This is a genomic window from Parasphingopyxis sp., assembly GCF_052168275.1.
Classification (GTDB): domain Bacteria; phylum Pseudomonadota; class Alphaproteobacteria; order Sphingomonadales; family Sphingomonadaceae; genus Parasphingopyxis.
In genome coordinates, this window is the sequence record NZ_JBQLZM010000139.1 from 25627 (window position 1) to 44270 (window position 18644).

15 protein-coding genes are annotated in these 18644 nt (G+C 65.7%); 8 read left to right on the top strand and 7 right to left on the bottom strand.

Annotated features, from left to right (window positions below; genetic code table 11):
- Window positions 1–49: 49 nt before the first annotated feature.
- Genes ACTS1X_RS12615 through ACTS1X_RS12635 form a run of 5 tightly spaced genes read left to right on the top strand, consistent with a single transcriptional unit; the run spans window position 50 to window position 7020 of the window.
- Window positions 50–2953 carry a 2-oxoglutarate dehydrogenase E1 component gene (locus ACTS1X_RS12615; protein WP_442614752.1) on the top strand — a complete coding sequence of 968 codons (2904 nt, stop codon included), beginning with the start codon at window positions 50–52 and terminating at the stop codon, window positions 2951–2953.
- A gap of 1 nt (window position 2954) precedes the next feature.
- Window positions 2955–4208, top strand: coding sequence for a 2-oxoglutarate dehydrogenase complex dihydrolipoyllysine-residue succinyltransferase (gene odhB, locus ACTS1X_RS12620; RefSeq protein ID WP_442614753.1), 1254 nt, complete (start codon window positions 2955–2957; stop codon window positions 4206–4208).
- Between the two features lie 31 nt (window positions 4209–4239).
- The gene (lpdA, locus tag ACTS1X_RS12625) at window positions 4240–5649 is read left to right on the top strand and encodes a dihydrolipoyl dehydrogenase (protein WP_442614754.1); all 1410 of its coding nucleotides are present in this window, start codon (window positions 4240–4242) and stop codon (window positions 5647–5649) included.
- 46 nt (window positions 5650–5695) lie between these two features.
- The gene (locus tag ACTS1X_RS12630) at window positions 5696–6397 is read left to right on the top strand and encodes a PepSY domain-containing protein (protein WP_442614755.1); all 702 of its coding nucleotides are present in this window, start codon (window positions 5696–5698) and stop codon (window positions 6395–6397) included.
- On the top strand, window positions 6394–7020 hold the full coding sequence (locus ACTS1X_RS12635) for a trimeric intracellular cation channel family protein (RefSeq protein ID WP_442614756.1): 627 nt from the start codon (window positions 6394–6396) through the stop codon (window positions 7018–7020). Before ACTS1X_RS12630 ends, ACTS1X_RS12635 begins: the two co-directional genes overlap by 4 nt.
- A 9-nt stretch (window positions 7021–7029) precedes the next feature.
- On the opposite strand, the gene ACTS1X_RS12640 is transcribed toward ACTS1X_RS12635, so the two are convergent.
- The 7 genes from ACTS1X_RS12640 to ACTS1X_RS12670 all read right to left on the bottom strand — a co-directional run bounded on the left by ACTS1X_RS12640 (window position 7030) and on the right by ACTS1X_RS12670 (window position 14450).
- Window positions 7030–7794, bottom strand: coding sequence for a VOC family protein (locus ACTS1X_RS12640; RefSeq protein ID WP_442614757.1), 765 nt, complete (start codon window positions 7792–7794; stop codon window positions 7030–7032).
- Window positions 7791–8882 (bottom strand): ribosome small subunit-dependent GTPase A, encoded by a 1092-nt coding sequence (gene rsgA / locus ACTS1X_RS12645; protein WP_442614758.1) that lies wholly within the window; start codon window positions 8880–8882, stop codon window positions 7791–7793. Before rsgA ends, ACTS1X_RS12640 begins: the two co-directional genes overlap by 4 nt.
- Window positions 8883–9127: 245 nt before the next feature.
- Window positions 9128–10534 carry a sodium-dependent transporter gene (locus tag ACTS1X_RS12650; protein ID WP_442614759.1) on the bottom strand — a complete coding sequence of 469 codons (1407 nt, stop codon included), beginning with the start codon at window positions 10532–10534 and terminating at the stop codon, window positions 9128–9130.
- Between the two features lie 82 nt (window positions 10535–10616).
- Window positions 10617–11213, bottom strand: a complete 597-nt coding sequence (locus ACTS1X_RS12655; RefSeq protein ID WP_442614760.1) for a GNAT family N-acetyltransferase — start codon at window positions 11211–11213, stop codon at window positions 10617–10619.
- A gap of 99 nt (window positions 11214–11312) precedes the next feature.
- Window positions 11313–13196 (bottom strand): signal peptide peptidase SppA, encoded by a 1884-nt coding sequence (gene sppA, locus ACTS1X_RS12660; RefSeq protein WP_442614761.1) that lies wholly within the window; start codon window positions 13194–13196, stop codon window positions 11313–11315.
- Window positions 13197–13282: 86 nt separating this feature from the next.
- Entirely contained in the window at window positions 13283–13921 is a 639-nt protein-coding gene (locus tag ACTS1X_RS12665; protein ID WP_442614762.1) for an NrsF family protein, read from the bottom strand.
- A 4-nt stretch (window positions 13922–13925) separates the two neighbouring features.
- Window positions 13926–14450: a sigma-70 family RNA polymerase sigma factor gene (locus tag ACTS1X_RS12670; RefSeq protein WP_442614763.1), complete on the bottom strand. Its 525-nt coding sequence runs from the start codon at window positions 14448–14450 to the stop codon at window positions 13926–13928.
- 499 nt (window positions 14451–14949) lie between these two features.
- On the opposite strand from ACTS1X_RS12670, the gene groES reads away from it, so the two are divergent.
- From groES to ACTS1X_RS12685, 3 genes are all read left to right on the top strand, one after another.
- The gene (gene groES, locus ACTS1X_RS12675) at window positions 14950–15237 is read left to right on the top strand and encodes a co-chaperone GroES (RefSeq protein ID WP_442614765.1); all 288 of its coding nucleotides are present in this window, start codon (window positions 14950–14952) and stop codon (window positions 15235–15237) included.
- Between the two features lie 47 nt (window positions 15238–15284).
- Window positions 15285–16928: a chaperonin GroEL gene (groL, locus tag ACTS1X_RS12680; RefSeq protein WP_442614766.1), complete on the top strand. Its 1644-nt coding sequence runs from the start codon at window positions 15285–15287 to the stop codon at window positions 16926–16928.
- Between the two features lie 135 nt (window positions 16929–17063).
- The gene (locus tag ACTS1X_RS12685; protein ID WP_442614767.1) at window positions 17064–18473 is read left to right on the top strand and encodes a T6SS phospholipase effector Tle1-like catalytic domain-containing protein; all 1410 of its coding nucleotides are present in this window, start codon (window positions 17064–17066) and stop codon (window positions 18471–18473) included.
- The last annotated feature ends 171 nt before the right edge of the window (window positions 18474–18644 follow it).

Below are 18644 nucleotides of genomic sequence, written 5' to 3' on the forward strand. Positions count from 1 at the left end.
GGCTCCCGACGCCAGATCGACGGCGTGGGACAGCTAGGGATCACAAAATATGGGCTATGAGGGCATCGACTTCTCGGAGCTGGAAGGCGTCAGCCCCTCTTTCGTGGAAGCCCTGTATCGGCGCTATCGCGGCAATCCCGACGCCGTCGACGCGAGCTGGCGGGTCTTTTTCGACGGGCTGGAGGAAACGGCGAGCGGCCCGAGCTGGCAGCGTCCGAACTGGCCGGTCGCGAGCACCGACGCGCTGACCGCGGGCCTCGACCCGACGCAGATGACGATCGCCGATCCGAACTGCGCGCCCGCCGCCCCCTCCTATTCGCGCAAGCCGCTTTCCTCCGACGAGATCGAGCGCGCGGCCGGCAATTCGATCCGCGCCATGATGCTGATCCGCACCTATCGCGTGCGCGGGCATCTCGCGGCAAATCTCGATCCGCTCAAGCTCCACGAACGCGAGCTGCCCGCCGATCTGACGCCCGAATTTCACGGCTTTGCGGCCGACGAACTCGACAAGCCCGTCTATCTCGGCGGCGCGCTGGGGATGGACAGCGCGACGGTCAACGAGATCGTCGCGATCCTGCGCGACAATTATTGCGGGCCGGTCGGCCTCGAATATATGCATATCAATGACCTGGAGGAGCGCCGCTTCCTCCAGGAGCGGATGGAGGGCAAGGAGGCCGCCATCCAGTTCACGCCCGAGGGCAAGCAGGCGATCCTCCGCAAGGTCATCGAGGCCGAGCAGTGGGAAAGTTTTCTCGGGAAGAAATATGTCGGCACCAAGCGGTTCGGTCTCGACGGCGGCGAATCCATGGTTCCGGCGCTCGAGGCGATCATCAAATATGGCGGTGCGGACGGCGTCCGGGAGATGGTGATCGGCATGGCGCATCGCGGGCGTCTGAACGTGCTCGCCAACGTCATGGGCAAGCCCTATCGCGCGATCTTCCACGAATTTGCCGGCGGTGCGGCCAATCCGGAAGATGTCGGCGGGTCGGGCGACGTCAAATATCATCTCGGCACCTCGACCGATCGCGAGTTCGACGGGATCAGCGTCCATATGTCGCTCGTTCCCAATCCCTCGCATCTCGAGGCGGTGAACCCGGTCGTCCTCGGGAAAACGCGCGCGACCCAGGTCACCCGGGAGGATCTGGAAGAGCATAAGGAAGTGCTGCCCGTGCTCCTTCATGGCGACGCGGCGTTCGCCGGCCAGGGTATCGTCATGGAATGCTTCGGGTTTTCCGGCATTCGCGGATACAATACCGGCGGCTGCATCCACTTCGTCATCAACAACCAGATCGGCTTCACGACGAGCCCGCAATTCGCCCGGTCCTCGCCCTATCCCTCGGACGTCGCCAAGATGGTTCAGGCGCCGATCCTCCATGTGAACGGCGACGATCCGGAGGCGGTGACCTTCGCCTGCAAGCTCGCCATCGAATTCCGCCAGACCTTCCACCGCGACGTCGTGATCGACATGTGGTGCTATCGCCGCTTCGGCCATAACGAAGGCGACGAACCGAGCTTCACCCAGCCGGTCATGTACCGCGCGATCCGCTCGCATCCGAAGGTGTCGAAAATCTACGGGGAGCGGCTGGTGACCGAGGGCGTGGTCGACGAAGACTGGGCCGATGCCGCTATCGACGAGTTCAACGCGCTGCTCGACGACGAGTTCGAGGCCGGCAAGAGCTATCTTCCGAACAAGGCCGACTGGTTCGGCGGGCGCTGGGAAGGGCTGGGCATGCCGGCCGATCCCGAGACCGCGCGGCGCGGCGTCGTGTCGGGCGTCGAGGAGGAAACGCTGCGTTCGATCGGCGACATCCTGACCACGGTTCCCGACGATGTGACGATCCACAAGACGCTGGGCCGGATCCTCGATGCGAAGCGCCAGATGTTCGAAAGCGGCGAGGGCTTCGACTGGGCGACCGCCGAGGCGCTGGCCTTCGGCACGCTGATCCACGAGGATTATCATGTCCGCCTGTCGGGCCAGGATTCGGGACGCGGCACGTTCAGCCAGCGTCATGCCGAATGGGTCGATCAGGAGACGGCCGAACGCTATACGCCGCTCGCCCATATTCCGGGCGGCCGGTTCGAAGTGCTCAACAGCCCGCTGTCCGAATATGGCGTGCTCGGCTTCGAATATGGCTATGCCTTGGCCGATCCGCAGACGCTCGTGCTTTGGGAAGCCCAGTTCGGGGATTTCGCCAACGGCGCGCAGATCATGATCGACCAGTTCATCGCATCGGGAGAGGCGAAATGGCTGCGCGCCAACGGTCTCGTGATGCTGTTGCCGCACGGTTACGAGGGGCAGGGGCCGGAACACAGCTCCGCGCGGCTCGAACGCTTCCTCCAGCTGTGCGCCGGCGACAATATGCAGGTCGCCAACATCACCGAACCGGCCAACTATTTCCACGTGCTGCGCCGCCAGATGCAGCGGCCGTTCCGCAAGCCGCTCGTCATCATGACGCCGAAATCGCTGCTGCGGCACAAGGCCGCGGTCTCGAACATCGGGGATTTTCTCGGCGACAGCCATTTCATGCGGATCAAGTCGGATCCCGGCGCACCCGCCGACAAGAGCGTCAAGCGGCTGGTCCTGTGCTCGGGCAAGGTCGCCTATGACCTGATCGAGGCGCGCGACGCGGCGAAGGACAAGAATACGTCGATCGTCCGGATCGAGCAGCTCTATCCGTTTCCGGGCGAACCGCTGGTCGTCCGCCTCAAGCGCATGACCAATCTGGAAACCGTCATCTGGGCGCAGGAAGAACCGAAAAACCAGGGTGCATGGATGTTCGCGCGCCACTATATCGAGGAATGTCTCGCGGAAGCGGGGGTCGGACCGGACCGTCCCGAATATGCGGGACGCGAACCCAGCGCTTCACCGGCCACCGGACTCGCCAAGCGCCACAAGGAACAGCAGGAGGCGCTCGTCGCCGCCGCTCTGGGCCACAGCCAAGGAAAGAAATAGCATGGCAACCGATGTTGAAGTTCCCGCGCTGGGGGAATCGATTACCGAAGCGACGCTTGGCGAGTGGCTGAAGCAGCCGGGCGACGCGGTCGGCCGCGACGAGCCGATCGCGAGCCTCGAGACCGACAAGGTGGCCGTCGAGGTGCCGTCGCCGGTCGCCGGAACGCTCGAAGAGCATCTCGTCGCCGTCGGCGACACGATCGAGGTCGGCGCCGTCATCGCGCGGATCGGCGAAGGCAAGGGCGCGGCGCCCGAAAAGGCCGGGACAAAAGCGGCGCCGGCCAAACAGGAATCGGCGCCCGCCGCAACGAAATCGCAGGACGCCGATGCCGACGGCCCGCCGCTGACCCTGTCGCCGGCGGTGCGCCGTCTGGTGCTCGAACATGGTGTCGATCCGTCGAAGATCAAAGGCTCGGGCAAGGACGGCCGGCTGACGAAGGACGATGTGCTCGCCGCCGCCAAGGCCGACAAGGCCGAAGCGCGCGAGCCGAGCCTGGAGCGGACCGAACCCGCGCCCGCCACGGCGAAAGCCGCGCCGGCTGCACCGGGCGAACGGAACGAGGAGCGGGTGCGGATGACCCGCCTGCGCCAGACGATCGCCAAGCGCCTGAAGGACGCGCAGGATACCGCCGCGCTGCTCACGACGTTCAACGATGTCGACATGACGGCGGTGATGGAGGCCCGGAAACAGTACAAGGACCTGTTCGAGAAGAAGCACGGCATCCGGCTCGGCTTCATGGGCTTCTTCGTGAAGGCGGCCTGTCTCGCGCTGCGCGACGTGCCCTCGGTCAACGCGCAGATCGACGGCGACGAGATCGTCTATCACGACTATGTCGACGTCTCGGTGGCCGTGTCCGCGCCGAACGGCCTCGTCGTCCCGGTGATCCGCAACGCCGAGAGCATGAGCTTCGCCGAGATCGAGACGACGATCGCCGATTTCGGCCAGCGCGCGAAGGACGGCACGCTCTCGATGGACGAGATGCGCGGCGGCACCTTCACGATTTCGAACGGCGGGGTGTTCGGCTCGCTGCTCTCGACCCCGATCATCAACCCGCCGCAATCCGCCGTGCTCGGCATGCACCGGATCGAGCAGCGTCCGGTCGTCCTGCCCGACGGCTCGATCGCCGCGCGCCCGATGATGTATCTGGCGCTCTCCTACGACCACCGCCTGATCGACGGCCGCGAGGCGGTGACCGCGCTCGTCCGGATGAAGGAAGCGCTCGAAGACCCGATGCGGCTGCTGATCGACCTTTAGAAATCCCGCTCCCCGCGCCTGAGGAAAAATAATGGCTGAGAAGACTTACGACTATGACGTGCTGGTGATCGGTGCCGGGCCGGGCGGCTATGTCGCCGCGATCCGGGCGGCGCAGCTCGGCCTGAAGACGGCTTGCGCGGAAAGCCGCGAGACGCTCGGCGGTACCTGCCTCAATGTCGGCTGCATCCCGTCCAAGGCGATGCTGCATGCCTCGGAGCTTTACGAAGAAGCGCATGAGGGCGCGCTCGAGAAATTCGGCATCAAGCTGACGGGCGCGAAACTCGATCTCGATCAGATGCTCGCGGAAAAGTCGAAAGCGGTCGGCGAGCTGACCGGCGGCATCGAGTTCCTGTTCAAGAAGAACAAGATCGACTGGCTCAAGGGCCATGCGAAATTCACCGGCGAACACACGGTCGAGGTCGACGGCAAGAGCGTCACGGCGAAGGATATCGTGATCGCGACCGGCTCGTCGGTCACGCCGCTACCGGGCGTCGAGGTCGACAACGCCCAGCACCGGATCGTCGATTCGACCGGCGCGCTGGAACTGCCCAAGGTACCGAAGAAGATGGTCGTCATCGGCGGCGGGGTGATCGGGCTGGAGCTCGGTTCGGTCTGGCGGCGGCTCGGCGCCGAAGTCGTCGTCGTCGAATTTCTCGACCAGATCCTGCCCGGCATGGACGGCGACATCCGCAAGGAAGCGGCCAAGATCTTCAAGAAACAGGGTTTCGATATACGCACCGGCACCAAGGTGACCGGCGCCGAAACGCTGAAGACGAAGGTCAAGCTGACCGTCGAGCCCGCCAAGGGCGGCGACGAAGAGATCATCGAGGCGGATTGCGTGCTCGTCTCGATCGGGCGGCGGCCGAACACCGAGGGGCTGGGCCTCGATGCGATCGGGCTGCAGGTCAACAATCGCGGCCAGATCGACATCGATCACGAGTTCCGCACGAGCGTGCCCGGCGTCTGGGCGATCGGCGATGTCGTGCCCGGGCTGATGCTCGCGCACAAGGCCGAGGACGAGGGGATCGCGGTCGCCGAAAATATCGCGGGCCAGATCGGCATCGTGAACCATGACGTGATCCCGTCGGTCGTCTACACGATGCCGGAGATCGCCGGGGTCGGGCTGACCGCCGAGGAAGCCAAGGAGAAGGGCTATACCGTCAAGGCCGGCAAGTTCCCGATGATGGCGAACAGCCGCGCGAAGACCAACCGCGATACCGACGGCTTCGTGAAGGTGATCGCCGATGCCGAGACCGACCGGGTGCTCGGCGTCCACATCATCGCCTCGCTTGCCGGCACGATGATCGCCCAGGCCGCCCAGGCCATGGAATTCGGCGCGACGAGCGAGGATATCGCCTATACCTGCCACGCGCATCCGACCCATGCCGAAGCGCTGAAGGAGGCGGCGATGGCGGTGCAGGGCAAGCCGATACATATTTGACGATTCCCGTTCGCCGCGCGAAAGCGGCGGCCGAAGGGGAATATCGATGCGTCTGACGCTCACCAAATGGCATATCTGGCTCGGCTGGCTGGCCGGCGTGCCGCTGCTGCTCTGGACGATATCCGGCCTGTTCATGGTCGCGCGTCCGATCGAGGAGGTGCGCGGCACCCATCTGCGCGCCGAAGCGCCGGTTATCGCGACGCCCGCGAACCCGCCCGTCTTCCCGCGCATCGACAGCAGCGTCCGCGCGGTCCGCAGCGTCGAACTCGCCCAGCGTCCGTCCGGTACGCAGTGGATCGTCCGCTATGCCGATGGCGGCGGGCGGCGCGCCTCGATCGAAACCGGGGCCTATCTCGCGCCGCAGCTCACCAGCGATGAGGCGGCCGGTATCGCCGAGGCCGCCTATGCCGGCGACGCGCCGCTCGCGCAGATGCAGCGTTTCGATGCCGACGCCAACCCGATGGACCTGCGCCGGGGCCGGCCGGCCTGGCAGGCGCGGTTCGGCGACAGCCACCATGTCTATGTCGACGCGGAGACCGGCGATGTCCTCGCCGTCCGCACCCGCTTCTGGCGCGCCTTCGATTTCATGTGGGGGCTGCACATCATGGATCTGCAGCAGCGCGAGGATACCAGCCATCCGATCCTGATCGTCTCGGCGATACTCGCCCTGCTGATGACGCTCTTCGGGGCGATCATTCTGCCCTGGCGCTATCTGAAGAAGCAGCGGGCCAGGAATAAGGCCGCATGACGCCGATCGATTTCCCCATCGGCCCGGTACTCTCCGCGCTCGACCTCGCCGGGATCGGCCTGTTCGCGGCGACCGGCGCGGTGGCGGCGGCGCGGGCGAAGCAGACGCTCGTCACCTTCGCCTTTTTCGCGCTGGCGACCGGCGTCGGCGGCGGCACGGTGCGCGATCTGCTGATCGGCGCGCCGGTTTTCTGGATCGAGGATACGCGCCCGCTCACCGCCTGCCTCGTCATCGCGCTCGTCATCTGGATCACGCCGGCAAAGCTGTGGCGCGGCAAGGCGCTGGACTGGCTCGATGCGGTGGGCATGGCCGCCTATGCCGTGTTCGGCGCGGCCAAGGCGCTGAGTTTCGGCGTCCCGCCCGTCGCCGCCGTGATGATGGGCATCTTCACCGCCTGTCTCGGCGGTATCATCCGCGACGTGCTGGCCGGCGAACCCTCGATCATCCTACGGCCGGAGCTGTATGTGACGGCGGCGGCGCTGGCCGCGGCGCTGTTCGTGGGCCTCAGCGCGGCGGGCGTCATGCTCCCGGTCGCGGCGGGCCTATCCGCGCTGGCGGGTTTCGCCCTGCGGGCGCTGGCGATCTGGAAGGGCTTGGCGCTACCCGTGTATCGGGGCGGATAGCGCCTTACCTTAGGCCTTGGGCAGGCATATCGCCGCGCCGACCGGGTCACGCAAAAAAGCATAGCGGCCTGACGGCTTATCCTGTCCCAAGGCAGTTGCGCCCAACGTTCTGGCATCGTCCAGTGCAGCCTGCGGTTCGGCCACTTTCAGGCTCGGTATCCATATCGCCTGCATGTCCGCCGGGGGTTGACCGACCAGATGCATCGCAACCTCATCACCCGAAGGACCGGCGATGGAATTGCCATCCTGCTCTCCATCGGAAGGCGATCCGGCCGTCCAGCCGAACAGTTGTGCATAGAAATCCGTCGGAAATGCCGGGCTGTCCGACAGATAGATTTCCGCGCCGAACTGTCGTTGCGGCACGGGAAAATCATGGCGCGACAGCGAGATTCCGACGAGCGCGCCCAGCGGGTCGCGCAGCAGCGCATTGCGCCCGACGCCGGGAACCTCGAAGGGTTCGCGCACGATCGTCCCGCCGAGCCTTTCCGCCGCGGCGGCCGCAGCGTCCACATCGGCGACCTCGACATAGGCGATCCAGCTATCGGGCAGTATCGGCGGCGTTTCGGCAAAGCCGGCCCCAGCCTCATTCTCCAGGAGCGCGAGAACGAAGTCTTTCTCGCCGCCGCCCCAGGCGAAATCCGTCGCATGTTCGGTTTCGTAGTGCCAGCCCGCGACGCGCTCGTAAAATGCCATCGAACGCGGCCGGTCGCTGGTGAACAGATCGTGCCAGACGATCTGCCCCGTCTTGTCGATTGTCATCGTATCGCCTGTCATCGTCCCTTTCCTTCCTGCTTTTTCGCCTTTTTCACCTGCCGGACCATCTTTCCGAACGCCTTGTCCCGGATTCTGCGTTCGGCGAGGCTGGCCGAATTGAACGCCTCTTCGGCCTTGAGCTTGCGCCATCGGCCGAGCCGTGCCTCTTCGATGTCGCCACGCGCGATGGCTTCGAGCACGGCGCATCCCGGTTCCGTCTCATGCCGGCAATCGTTGAACCGGCATCGGGCCGAAAGCGCGCGCAGGTCCGCGAATACATCGTCGATCCCGCCCGCAGCGTCGGTCAGCTGGAGCTCCCGCATTCCCGGCGTATCGAGCATCAGGCAGCCGCCCGGCACGCGGTGCAGTTCCCGTCTCGTGGTCGTATGACGGCCCTTGGCGTCGTCCTCGCGGATAGGTTGCGTCGCGATCGACTGCGTACCCGCCAAGGCGTTGGTCAGCGTCGACTTGCCGACGCCCGATGACCCGAGAAACGCAACGGTTTTACCCGGTTTGCACCATTCCGCCAGCTTTTCGGCCGGCTCCTCGCCGCGCGCGTCGAGCGTGACGATGGGCACCAGCTCCGAAATCGCGCGGGCGCGGTCGACATAGCTTTGGGCGTCGGACACCAGATCGGCCTTCGTCAATATGATCACCGGCGTAACGTCCGCCTCGAACGCCAAAGCCAGATAGCGTTCGATCCGGGCGATATTGAAATCCTGGTTGCAGGACGAAACGATGAAGACCGTGTCGATATTGGCCGCGATCAGCTGCTCCTGCCGATCCGTTCCCGGTGCGCGGCGCTTGAAGAGGCTCTTGCGTTCCAGAAGCCGGCTCGATTGGGGGCGTTCGCGATCGAGCAATATCCAGTCGCCCACCGTCGCATCCGGCAGGGGCGGGATCGTTTCGTCGATCGCATCGCCGATGACGTGCAGCGCGCCGCGATGCACTTCGACGACGCGGACGGGCGGCGTTTCCGCCAGCGCGTCCGCGCCGATCTGCGATGCGAAAAAGGGGTGCCAGCCAAGCGTTTCGAGGGGCGATAATTGTCGTTCTGATCCGCCGCCCGTGATCCTGGGCGGAAGGAATGCGGAATAGTCCCGTGCCATTGTCGGTCAACTTTCATGTCTGGGCCGCGAGCGATGCTCGGGCCTGAAGTGTCAGCGTTTTCTGAGGCTGCAAATCGACAGGCCGGCCAAGGCGGTCCTGGCGGCGCTCTCAACAGTCGAATTTTGCATCGGGAGGACCATTGGCCCTCCCCACTTCACCGGGACATGAAATCTCCAAATCAGACGCGCATACATAACCCGTTTCCCGGATTATCGCAACGCGCCTGACGGCGCGCCGTCCGCCGCTACATCAGCCCGTACACGAATACCGTCGCGATGCCGAGCGGCGCGACATAGCGCAGCAGCCCGCGCAGCACGGCATAGCCGCGCGGCCCGATTCCGGCCAGCTCGGCCCGCACCGCGCGCTCCGGCAGCACATAGCCGACATAGAGCGCGATCAGCAGGCCGCCCAGCGGCAGGAGGATCGCCGAGGTCAGGAAGTCCAGCAGGTCGAACAGGTTGTGGTCCCACAAGCGGATATCGCCGGCGACATTGAAGGAGAGCGCGCAGCCGATGCCGAGCAGCCATATCGCGCCGCCCGATGCCAGGGCGGCGCCCCTGCGCGTCAGCGGGGTCCGTTCCTCGAGATATTCGACGACCGGTTCGAGCACCGAGATGGTCGAGGACAGCGCCGCCACGGCGAGGAACAGGAAGAAGAGCGTCGCGACGATCGTGCCGCCCGGGATGTCCGCAAAGGCGATCGGCAGCGTCACGAAGACGAGGCCCGGCCCGGCGGCGGGTTCCAGCCCGGCGGCGAACACGATCGGGAATATCGCGAGCCCGGCCATCAGCGCGACCAGGGTGTCGAGGCCGGCAATCGCGACCGCGGACGAGCCGAGCGCCGCGTCCTTCTGCAGATGCGCGCCATAGGCCATCATGGCGGTCATGCCGATGCTCAGCGTGAAGAAGGCATGGCCCAGCGCGACCAGCACCGCATCCCAGTTCAGGGCGGAGAAATCCGGCGCGAACATGAAATGCGCGGCGCGGCCGAACTCGCCGCTTGCCGTTGCCGCATAGAGCACGAGGCCGGCCAGAATGGCGAAGATGCCGGGCACCATCCAGCGGATCGCCTTTTCCAGGCCGCCGCGTACGCCCGACGCCACGATGAGGATCGTGATCGCCATCACGATCGTATGGCCGCCGACGAGCGCCGCCGGACTGGCCAGCAGCGTTTCGAACAGCGTGCCCATCGCCTGGCCGACATCGTCCGCGCCACCGGCAGCGGAGAGATCGCCGCCCACCGCATAGCCGAGATAGGCGAGCGCCCAGCCGGCGACCACGCTGTAGAAGGAGAGGATCAGGAAGGCGCACAGGCCGCCGAGCCAGCCGATTGCCTGCCAGTTGCGCGAATGGCCGTCGCGCTCCGCCATGATCCCGAAGCTGCGGATCGGGCTCGCGCCGCCGCGCCGTCCGGCGAGGATCTCGGCGGTCAGCACGGGTATGCCGATCAACGCGATGCAGAGCAGATAGACGAGGACGAAGGCACCGCCGCCATTCTCGCCGACGATATAGGGAAACTTCCAGACGTTGCCGAGCCCGACCGCCGATCCCACCGCGGCGAGGATGAAAGTCAGCCGGGACGACCATTGATTGTCCGGCGCGGGCGCGCCGGCATCGGCGGCGGCGGAAAGGGTGCGGCTGTTGCTGGCCATCGGCATGTCCTTGGATTGAACGCAGGCGCGTCATCCGTACCGGGGACGGATGCGGCGGCATGGATATGAACGGGAAGGGCGGTCAGGCGGTCGCGCGCTCCGCTTCGGGCGGCGCGGCTATGCTGCGCGGGCCGGCGCCGAGCGGCTTGCGCATGATCAGCGCGTCGAGCGTATGGCCTTCGCCGACCGGATAGCGGACCGGCCGGACGCCGGCATAGCCGTTGCGCCGGTAAAGCGGTTCGCCGGCCGGCGTCGCGGCGAGCTCGAGCGCGTTGAAGCCGGCGAGAAACGCGGCCCGTTCGCAGCAGCGGAGCAGCAGCGAGGCGAGCCCGCAGCCGGCATAGTCGGGATGGGTGTAGAAACCGCGGATCTTGGCGGGCTCGCTCGCGGGATCGAGCAGGCGCGGCGCCGGCGTTCCATCGGGCCTGTTGTGCAGTTCGTCGCGGAAGCTCCATCCGCCGCAGGCCGCGAGCGCCCCGTCGACAAGGACGACATAATAGCAGCCGTCCGCGATCAGCTGCGGATCGAGCGCCCAGGCGCCGCTGCGCAGCGCCGCCTCGACCGCGTCGGGCGGATAGTCGCCGGCCGTGAGCAGCCGCGCCGAGAGCGCGGCGAGCTGCTCGATATCGTTACGGTCGTTCCGGCGGGCGGGACGAAGGGCGAGGCAGGGCGGATACATGGTACGGCTCCCGTGATGGCGAGCCGCGCCTATGGCCGCCGGTCGTTGGAACCAGCGTTGGAATGAGCGTGGAAATTTGTCCGGACCGGTTGCGCGGCGTCAGCCGCGCAGCCACTCCATCGCCAGCGCGCGCAGCCCGGCGTCTTCCGCGCCGCTCGTCCGGCCCGGGAGTACCTCGACCGGGCATTCGAGGCATCTCAGCTGCATCGCCGGACCGTCCAGCAGCAGCTGCATCTCGGCCGTCACCGTCGCGATGATGGCGCGCGGGTCGGGAGCGAGCATCATCCAGATGTCGCGCGGGGCGGCGCCCTGTTCGGCGTCTTCCTCGCGGGTCCAGTTGCGGAGGAATTCGGCGAACGGATTGGGCGGCTGTTCGATCCAGAGGATGCGGACATCCTCGGCGTCCACCTCGGCGCGGCGGGCGGCCTCGAGAACCGCCTCGTCGAGCGTGCCGAACTGGTCGACCAGGCCGAGCTGGCGCGCGGTCGCGCCGGCCCAGACGCGGCCCTCGGCGATTTCGGCGACGCGGGCGACCGGCATGTCGCGATTCTCGCTGACCAGCGTCAGGAAGCGGCGATAGATGTCCTCGACACCGGCCTGGAACAGGCGCTGCGCCTCGGGCGACAGGCCGCCGAAGATGTCGGGTTCGCCGGACAGCGGCGTGGTGGTCACGCCGTCGGCGCCGATATCGAGCTGCTCGAGCGTCCCCTCGAAGCTCGGGACGATGCCGAACACGCCGATCGAGCCGGTGATCGTGCCGGGTTCGGCCATGATATGGTCGCCCGCCGTCGCCACCCAATAGCCGCCGGACGCGGCGAGATCGCCCATCGAGACGACGACCGGAATATCGCCTTCCTCTTCGGCGAAGGCGAGTACCGCACGGCGGATGCGTTCGGACGCCAGCGCCGAGCCGCCCGGGGAATCGACGCGCAGGACGAGCGCGGAGAAATCGTGGTTCTGCGAGGCTTCGCGGAGCAGTTCGGCGATCGTCTCGCCGCCCGCCGTGCCCGGAGGCGCTTCGCCGTCGACGATCGTGCCGGCGACCGTCACGACGCCGATATTGGTGCCGCCGCCGCGCCGCGGATTGGCGGCGATCCAGCTGGAGAGGCGGATGGCTTCGAAGCCGGTCTTTTCGTCCTCGCCGGCGATTTCGGCGATGCGCGCCTGCCAGTCTAGCCGGGTGCCGATCCGGTCGACCATCCCGGCGTCGCGCGCGGCGGTGGCGAGATCGTTGTTCGCCGCTTCGACGAGATCGGCGGGTGTCGCGATGATCGCCTCGAGATCGGCCTGCGGCCGCGCCCGGGCGACGTCCTCGCGCCACGCCTCGAACAGGGTGTCGGCCAGCGCCTGGCTGGCCTCGCGCGCTTCGGGCGACTGGTCGGAACGGCTGAATGGCTCGACCGCCGACTTGAATGCGCCGACGCGGAAGATGTTCACGTTGACGCCGATATTCTCGAGCATGTCGCCGAAATAGAGGCGGCTGCCGCCCGGGCCTACGATCAGCGCTCCGCCCATCGGATGGACCCAGATCTCGCTCGCATGGGCGGCGAGCGCATAGGCGTCGTCGCTGTACCCGGTCGCGTAGGCGATCACCGGCTTCTCGGCGTCGCGGACGGTCTGGATCGCGTCGGCGACGCGGGCGGTGGCGGTCTGGCCGCCGCCGAGGAACCCGTCAAGGTCGAGCGCGACGGCGGTGACGCGGTCGTCGGTCGCGGCGGTTTCGAGCGCCTGGACGATATCGCGCAGGCGGTGCTGGCGGACCGGTTCGCCGCTGGTCAGCAACGCCAGCGGACTGACTTCTTCCGGCTGCTCGACAAGCACGCCTTCGAGATCGAGATGGAGCGCGCCCTCGCCGGGGACGACCGGGTTGGGGCTCGCCGTGAGCAGCGCGTAGAGCAGCCCGAAAAAGAGCAAGAGGAGCAGCAGGACGAGCGCGTCCTTGATCCCCACCAAAACCTTCCAGGCACCGCGCAACAGCCGCATTCCGAGCTCCTTCAAAAGCGATAGGCGCTATTTAGGGATGCGGGGGTCTGGAAACAAATCGCGTTCGCCCGAAGCGCCGCGCATTTCTACCAGCGGACGAGCCGCGGAACGATGAGCCGCCCCGCGATCGTCGTCGCGCCGATCGCCAAAGTGTACCACAGCCCGATATAGACGATGTCGTTGTGCGGGCAGTGCATCGAATAGGCGAGCGCGCCGAGGCTGCCGGCCGCGAGACCGGTGACGGTGCCGGCGCGTTCCGGCGAAGTCGGCGCGCCGCGCCTGAGCCACCAGGTCAGCACCGCGCCGAGGACGAGCCCGATGCCGATCGAATAGGTCAGGCACTCGATGCCGTTGGCCGGATAGAGCCGCTCGGCGACCGGCGTGCGGCTGACCAGCGCCGCGATCGCGGCGGAGATGGGGACGATCAGCGCCGCCGCGGCGGCCCAGCGCCAGCCGCTGCGGCTCGTGCCGACCGCGGGCCGCGCCATGCTCGTCGCGGCGCTGAGGCTGGCCGCGCCGAGCAGGACCAGCAGGCCGGAGCGGATCAGGAACATCGTGTCGGTCGCCGACGAGCCGAAATGGCTGCGGAAACCGAGCGTCGAGACGACGAACACGCCGCCGAGCACCGTGAGAAGGGCCATGCCGCCGATCGCGCCGGCCGCGTTGAGCGGCTTTACCGGCGTCAGCTCCTCGGCAAGGCTGTCAAGATCGAAACCCGTCGACATTATCTCATTCTTCCTCGATCGCCGCGGCCATGCGTTTCATGCCGCGATGAATATTCACTTTGACCAGCGATTCCGACTGGCCCGTTTTCTGCGACGCCTCGGCGATCGTCAGCCCCTCGATCTTGACGAGCCTGATCGCCAGCGCCTGTTTTTCGGGGATCAGCCCCATCAGCCGCTCGAGACCGATTTTCGCCGCGACCGCCGGGTCCGACGGATCTGCGGCCAGTTCCTCGTTCAGCTCCACCTCCTTCGCGCGATAGCTTTTGCGCAGATGATCGATCCAGCGATAGCGCGCGATCGCCGCCAGCCAAGGCAGGAAAGCGCGGGACGGATCATAGGATGCGCGTTTGCGGTGGAGGGAGATCAGCGTGTCCTGCACGAGATCGTCCAGGACGTGCGGCCCGATCTTGCGGGCATAATAGCGTTTGAGCCAGGTTTCGCATTCGCCGAGCAGGGTGCGATAGGCGCTTTTGTCGCCGGTCTGGGCGAGCGCCATGAGGCGGGACAATGTCTCGTCGTCTGCAACCACGGCATCGATCTAGCACGCAAATCGGCCCTGTGCAGCCCGGTCGTGGCCCTCCGGCCGGAAAGGGGTGGGGAACCGCCCGACACAAGGCGACCCTTGGACTGCGGCCGCCGGACGGTTCCCCGGCCCTCGATCGCCCGTCCGCGCGGGGAGGCATCGTTCGCGCGCACGGTTCCTGAGCGCTTGTCCGGGGGCAACGTGCAAGCTTTTCGGAATTGTGCCGATCGAGGGGTGAGCGAGATATTCATGACAGGAACCCGGCTGTTCATCGGCCGGTTCGCGCGGAGCGCCGGGCCGGTTACACCCGGCATCCGGAAAATTTCCGGATTTTGCGTATTTTTCCTTGAAAGCCGGGGCCAAAGGCCTAAATGCGCTTCTGTTAGCACTCGCCCCTAGGGAGTGCTAAAACCTGTTTTTTGCACGATCGGGCGATGGGCCGGGCGCTTCATTCGGAAACGTCTCGTCTTCGCCCTTGAATTGGGAATTGAGGAAAGGAATTACAATGGGATTTCGTCCGCTGCACGATCGCGTGCTTGTCCGCCGCGTAGAGGCCGACACCAAGACTGCCGGTGGCATCATCATCCCCGACAGCGCCCAGGAAAAACCGCAGGAAGGCGAAGTCGTCGCCGCCGGTTCGGGCCTCAAGGCCGATGACGGCAAGGTCACTCCGCTGGACGTCAAAAAGGGCGACCGGATCCTGTTCGGCAAATGGTCGGGCACCGAAGTCAAGCTCGACGGCGAAGAGCTGATCATCATGAAGGAAAGCGACATTCTCGGCATCGTTGGCTGAGCGGCCCGCTTTTTTTCCGAACACCAGAAACACAGAGGTAAGCTATCATGGCAGGTAAAGACGTAAAATTCGGCCGCGACGCGCGCGAGCGCATCATGAAGGGCGTGGACATTCTCGCCGACGCGGTGAAGGTCACGCTCGGCCCCAAGGGCCGCAACGTCGTGCTCGACAAGAGCTTCGGCGCCCCGCGCATCACCAAGGACGGCGTCACCGTCGCCAAGGAAATCGAACTCAAGGACAAGTTCGAGAATATGGGCGCGCAGATGGTCCGCGAAGTCGCTTCGAAGACCAACGACATCGCCGGTGACGGCACGACGACCGCGACGGTTCTCGCCCAGGCGATCGTCAAGGAAGGCATGAAGTCGGTTGCCGCCGGCATGAACCCGATGGATCTCAAGCGCGGCATCGATCTCGCCGTCGGCAAGGTCGTCGAAGACATCCAGAAGCGTTCGAAGAACGTCAAGAGCTCGGACGAAGTCGCCCAGGTGGGCGTGATTTCGGCCAATGGCGACCGCGAAGTCGGCGAGAAGATCGCCGAAGCGATGGACAAGGTCGGCAAGGAAGGCGTGATCACCGTGGAAGAGGCCAAGGGTCTCGAATTCGAACTCGATGTCGTCGAAGGCATGCAGTTCGACCGCGGCTATCTGAGCCCCTATTTCGTCACCAATCCGGACAAGATGAATGTCGAGCTCGAAAACCCGTATATCCTGATCCACGAGAAGAAGCTGTCGAGCCTGCAGGACATGCTGCCGATCCTCGAAGCCGTGGTTCAGTCGGGCCGTCCGCTGCTCATCATCGCGGAAGACATCGAAGGCGAAGCGCTCGCGACCCTCGTGGTCAACAAGCTGCGCGGCGGCCTCAAGGTTGCCGCGGTCAAGGCGCCGGGCTTCGGCGATCGCCGCAAGGCGATGCTCGAGGACATCGCGATCCTGACCAAGGGCGAGATGATCTCCGAAGATCTCGGCATCAAGCTGGAATCGGTTACGCTCGGCATGCTCGGCGAAGCCAAGCGCGTCACCATCGACAAGGACAACACGACCATCGTCGACGGCGCCGGCCAGAAAAAGGCCATCCAGGGCCGCGTCGAAGCGATCCGCCAGCAGATCGAAACCACGACCAGCGACTATGACCGCGAAAAGCTCCAGGAGCGTCTCGCGAAGCTCGCCGGCGGCGTGGCCGTGATCAAGGTCGGCGGCGCTACCGAAGTCGAGGTGAAGGAACGCAAGGACCGTGTCGACGACGCGCTCCACGCCACCCGCGCCGCGGTCGAGGAAGGCATCGTCCCGGGCGGCGGCACCGCGCTGCTCTACGCCACCAAGGCGCTGAACGGCCTGGAAGGCGAGAATGACGACCAGACCCGCGGCATCGATATCATCCGCAAGGCGCTTTACGCGCCGGTCCGTCAGATCGCCGAGAATGCCGGCCATGACGGCGCGGTGGTGTCGGGCAAGCTGCTCGACGGCAACGACGCCAAGCTCGGCTTCAACGCCCAGACCGACGTCTATGAGGATCTGGTCAAGGCCGGTGTGATCGACCCGACCAAGGTCGTGCGCACCGCGCTGCAGGACGCGGCATCGGTCGCCGGTCTGCTCATCACCACCGAAGCGACGGTGGCCGAGCTTCCGGAAGACAAGTCCGCGGCCCCGGCCATGCCCGACATGGGCGGCATGGGCGGCGGCATGGGCTTCTAGGCCCGGGCTTCAGCCAAAAGAAAAGAAGGGCCGGAGGGGAAACTCTCCGGCCCTTTTTTGTCCGTAACGGACAGATAATATTGCGCGTACTGGATTTTTTCAAAATAATGAGGCTGTGAGACAGAGGGGGCGCATATGCGACCGTTAGCGTTCGCGATCACGGTTGGCGTGATGCTTGCTGGGTGTACGGGCAATCCGACGACGACCATCACTACCTTCCGCCCTCTCGATCCGACCGGGATTCCGGCATCCGATCGCGGTCAGCAACGGACCATCGCGATCTTTCTCGACGGCACGGGCGACGATCAGCTGCAACGGTCTAATCTGGCCCAGCTCTACCAGCTGACGGTGAATCGCAACCGGCAGGATCTGCTGACCTTCTATACCGAGGGCGTCGGCACGCGGAGCGCGCGTCTCGGCGGCTTGGGACTTGGCATGGGTATCGGCCGGGACGTCCGCGAAGCTTATGAGTTTCTCGCCGCGAACTATCGATCCGGCGACCGCGTCTATCTGTTCGGCTGGAGCAGGGGTGCCTATGCTGCGCGCATACTGGCCGGAATGGTCCATGCGGCCGGCTTGCCGGCGAATGATGGGATGCCGAACGGCCACCGGCTCCGCCTGCTGATCCGCGATCTTTATTACGCCAACAGGGTGGATCGGGGCGAAGTCTATCAGGGCGGCAGCCAACGTTGGCATGAAGCGCGGATGGCGCGGCGGCTGGCCGATATCGATGAGGTGTATGCGCGCTGGGGCATCGGCCGGCGGTCCGGCGACGATGTCCGCTTTGCCGTAATGGGCCTGTGGGATACCGTCGAGGCGCTGGGAGCTCCCGACTACGAACAGGACGTGCACGATGCCAACCGCCGCTATCTCGATCAACTGTGCAATATCGATCGCGCCTATCATGCGCTCGCGCTCGACGACAATCGGGCGCGTATCTACACGCCGATCCTGTTGACCGGCGGGCATCTCGTCCGGGAATGCCCGGAGGTGGATATCGATGCGGTCGTGGAGGAAGTCTGGTTTTCGGGTTCGCATGCCGATGTTGGCGGCGGCAACCGCGACGGGTATCTTCCCGGACTTTCGATGAACTGGATGATCAGCCGGATAGCCCGCGAAGGCGCGGCAGCGGACGGCGATGCGCCGCCGCCCCTGTTGCCGCCCGATGCCGGCGCCTATGCGGCGCCGTTCGACCCTATCCATGACGCCGAGGACAGCAGCCCGTTTTTCTCAGGCCTCTTCAAGCGCGAATGGAGACAGCCGCGGCTCTACATGGGGGGAATGTCCTACAATGACGGTCGGCCGAAGGTGCATTCGAGCGTGGAGACCCGCCTGAGGTGGATACTCTCGGTGGAGACTGCTGCGGGTCACCCTTGTGCCGAGGGCGATCCCGGCAATCTCCTGTGCATGTCCGAACTGATTGAAGCGCCTTTCTACCAGTCGTTGCTGCCCGGATGTCTCACTCTGGAGACCGGGGTTGGCTATGAGCTGGACCCCGCCTGCGTGGACATAGTGTACGATCATCCGCCCGGATCCGGACATTAGTCTGTCCGGTTCGGCGTGGGTGCTGGAAGGTGGCTCGGAGCACGTTGGCGCGCGACAGACGGCGCCTTTCCCTGTCTATGCTTCCTGCCAATGTCGTGCCCGCCGTCAGCCGAGCGAATTGCGGCACGGCTCCACCGGTCCGCGCCTGGAGCTCTGAGGCGCCGCTCCGTA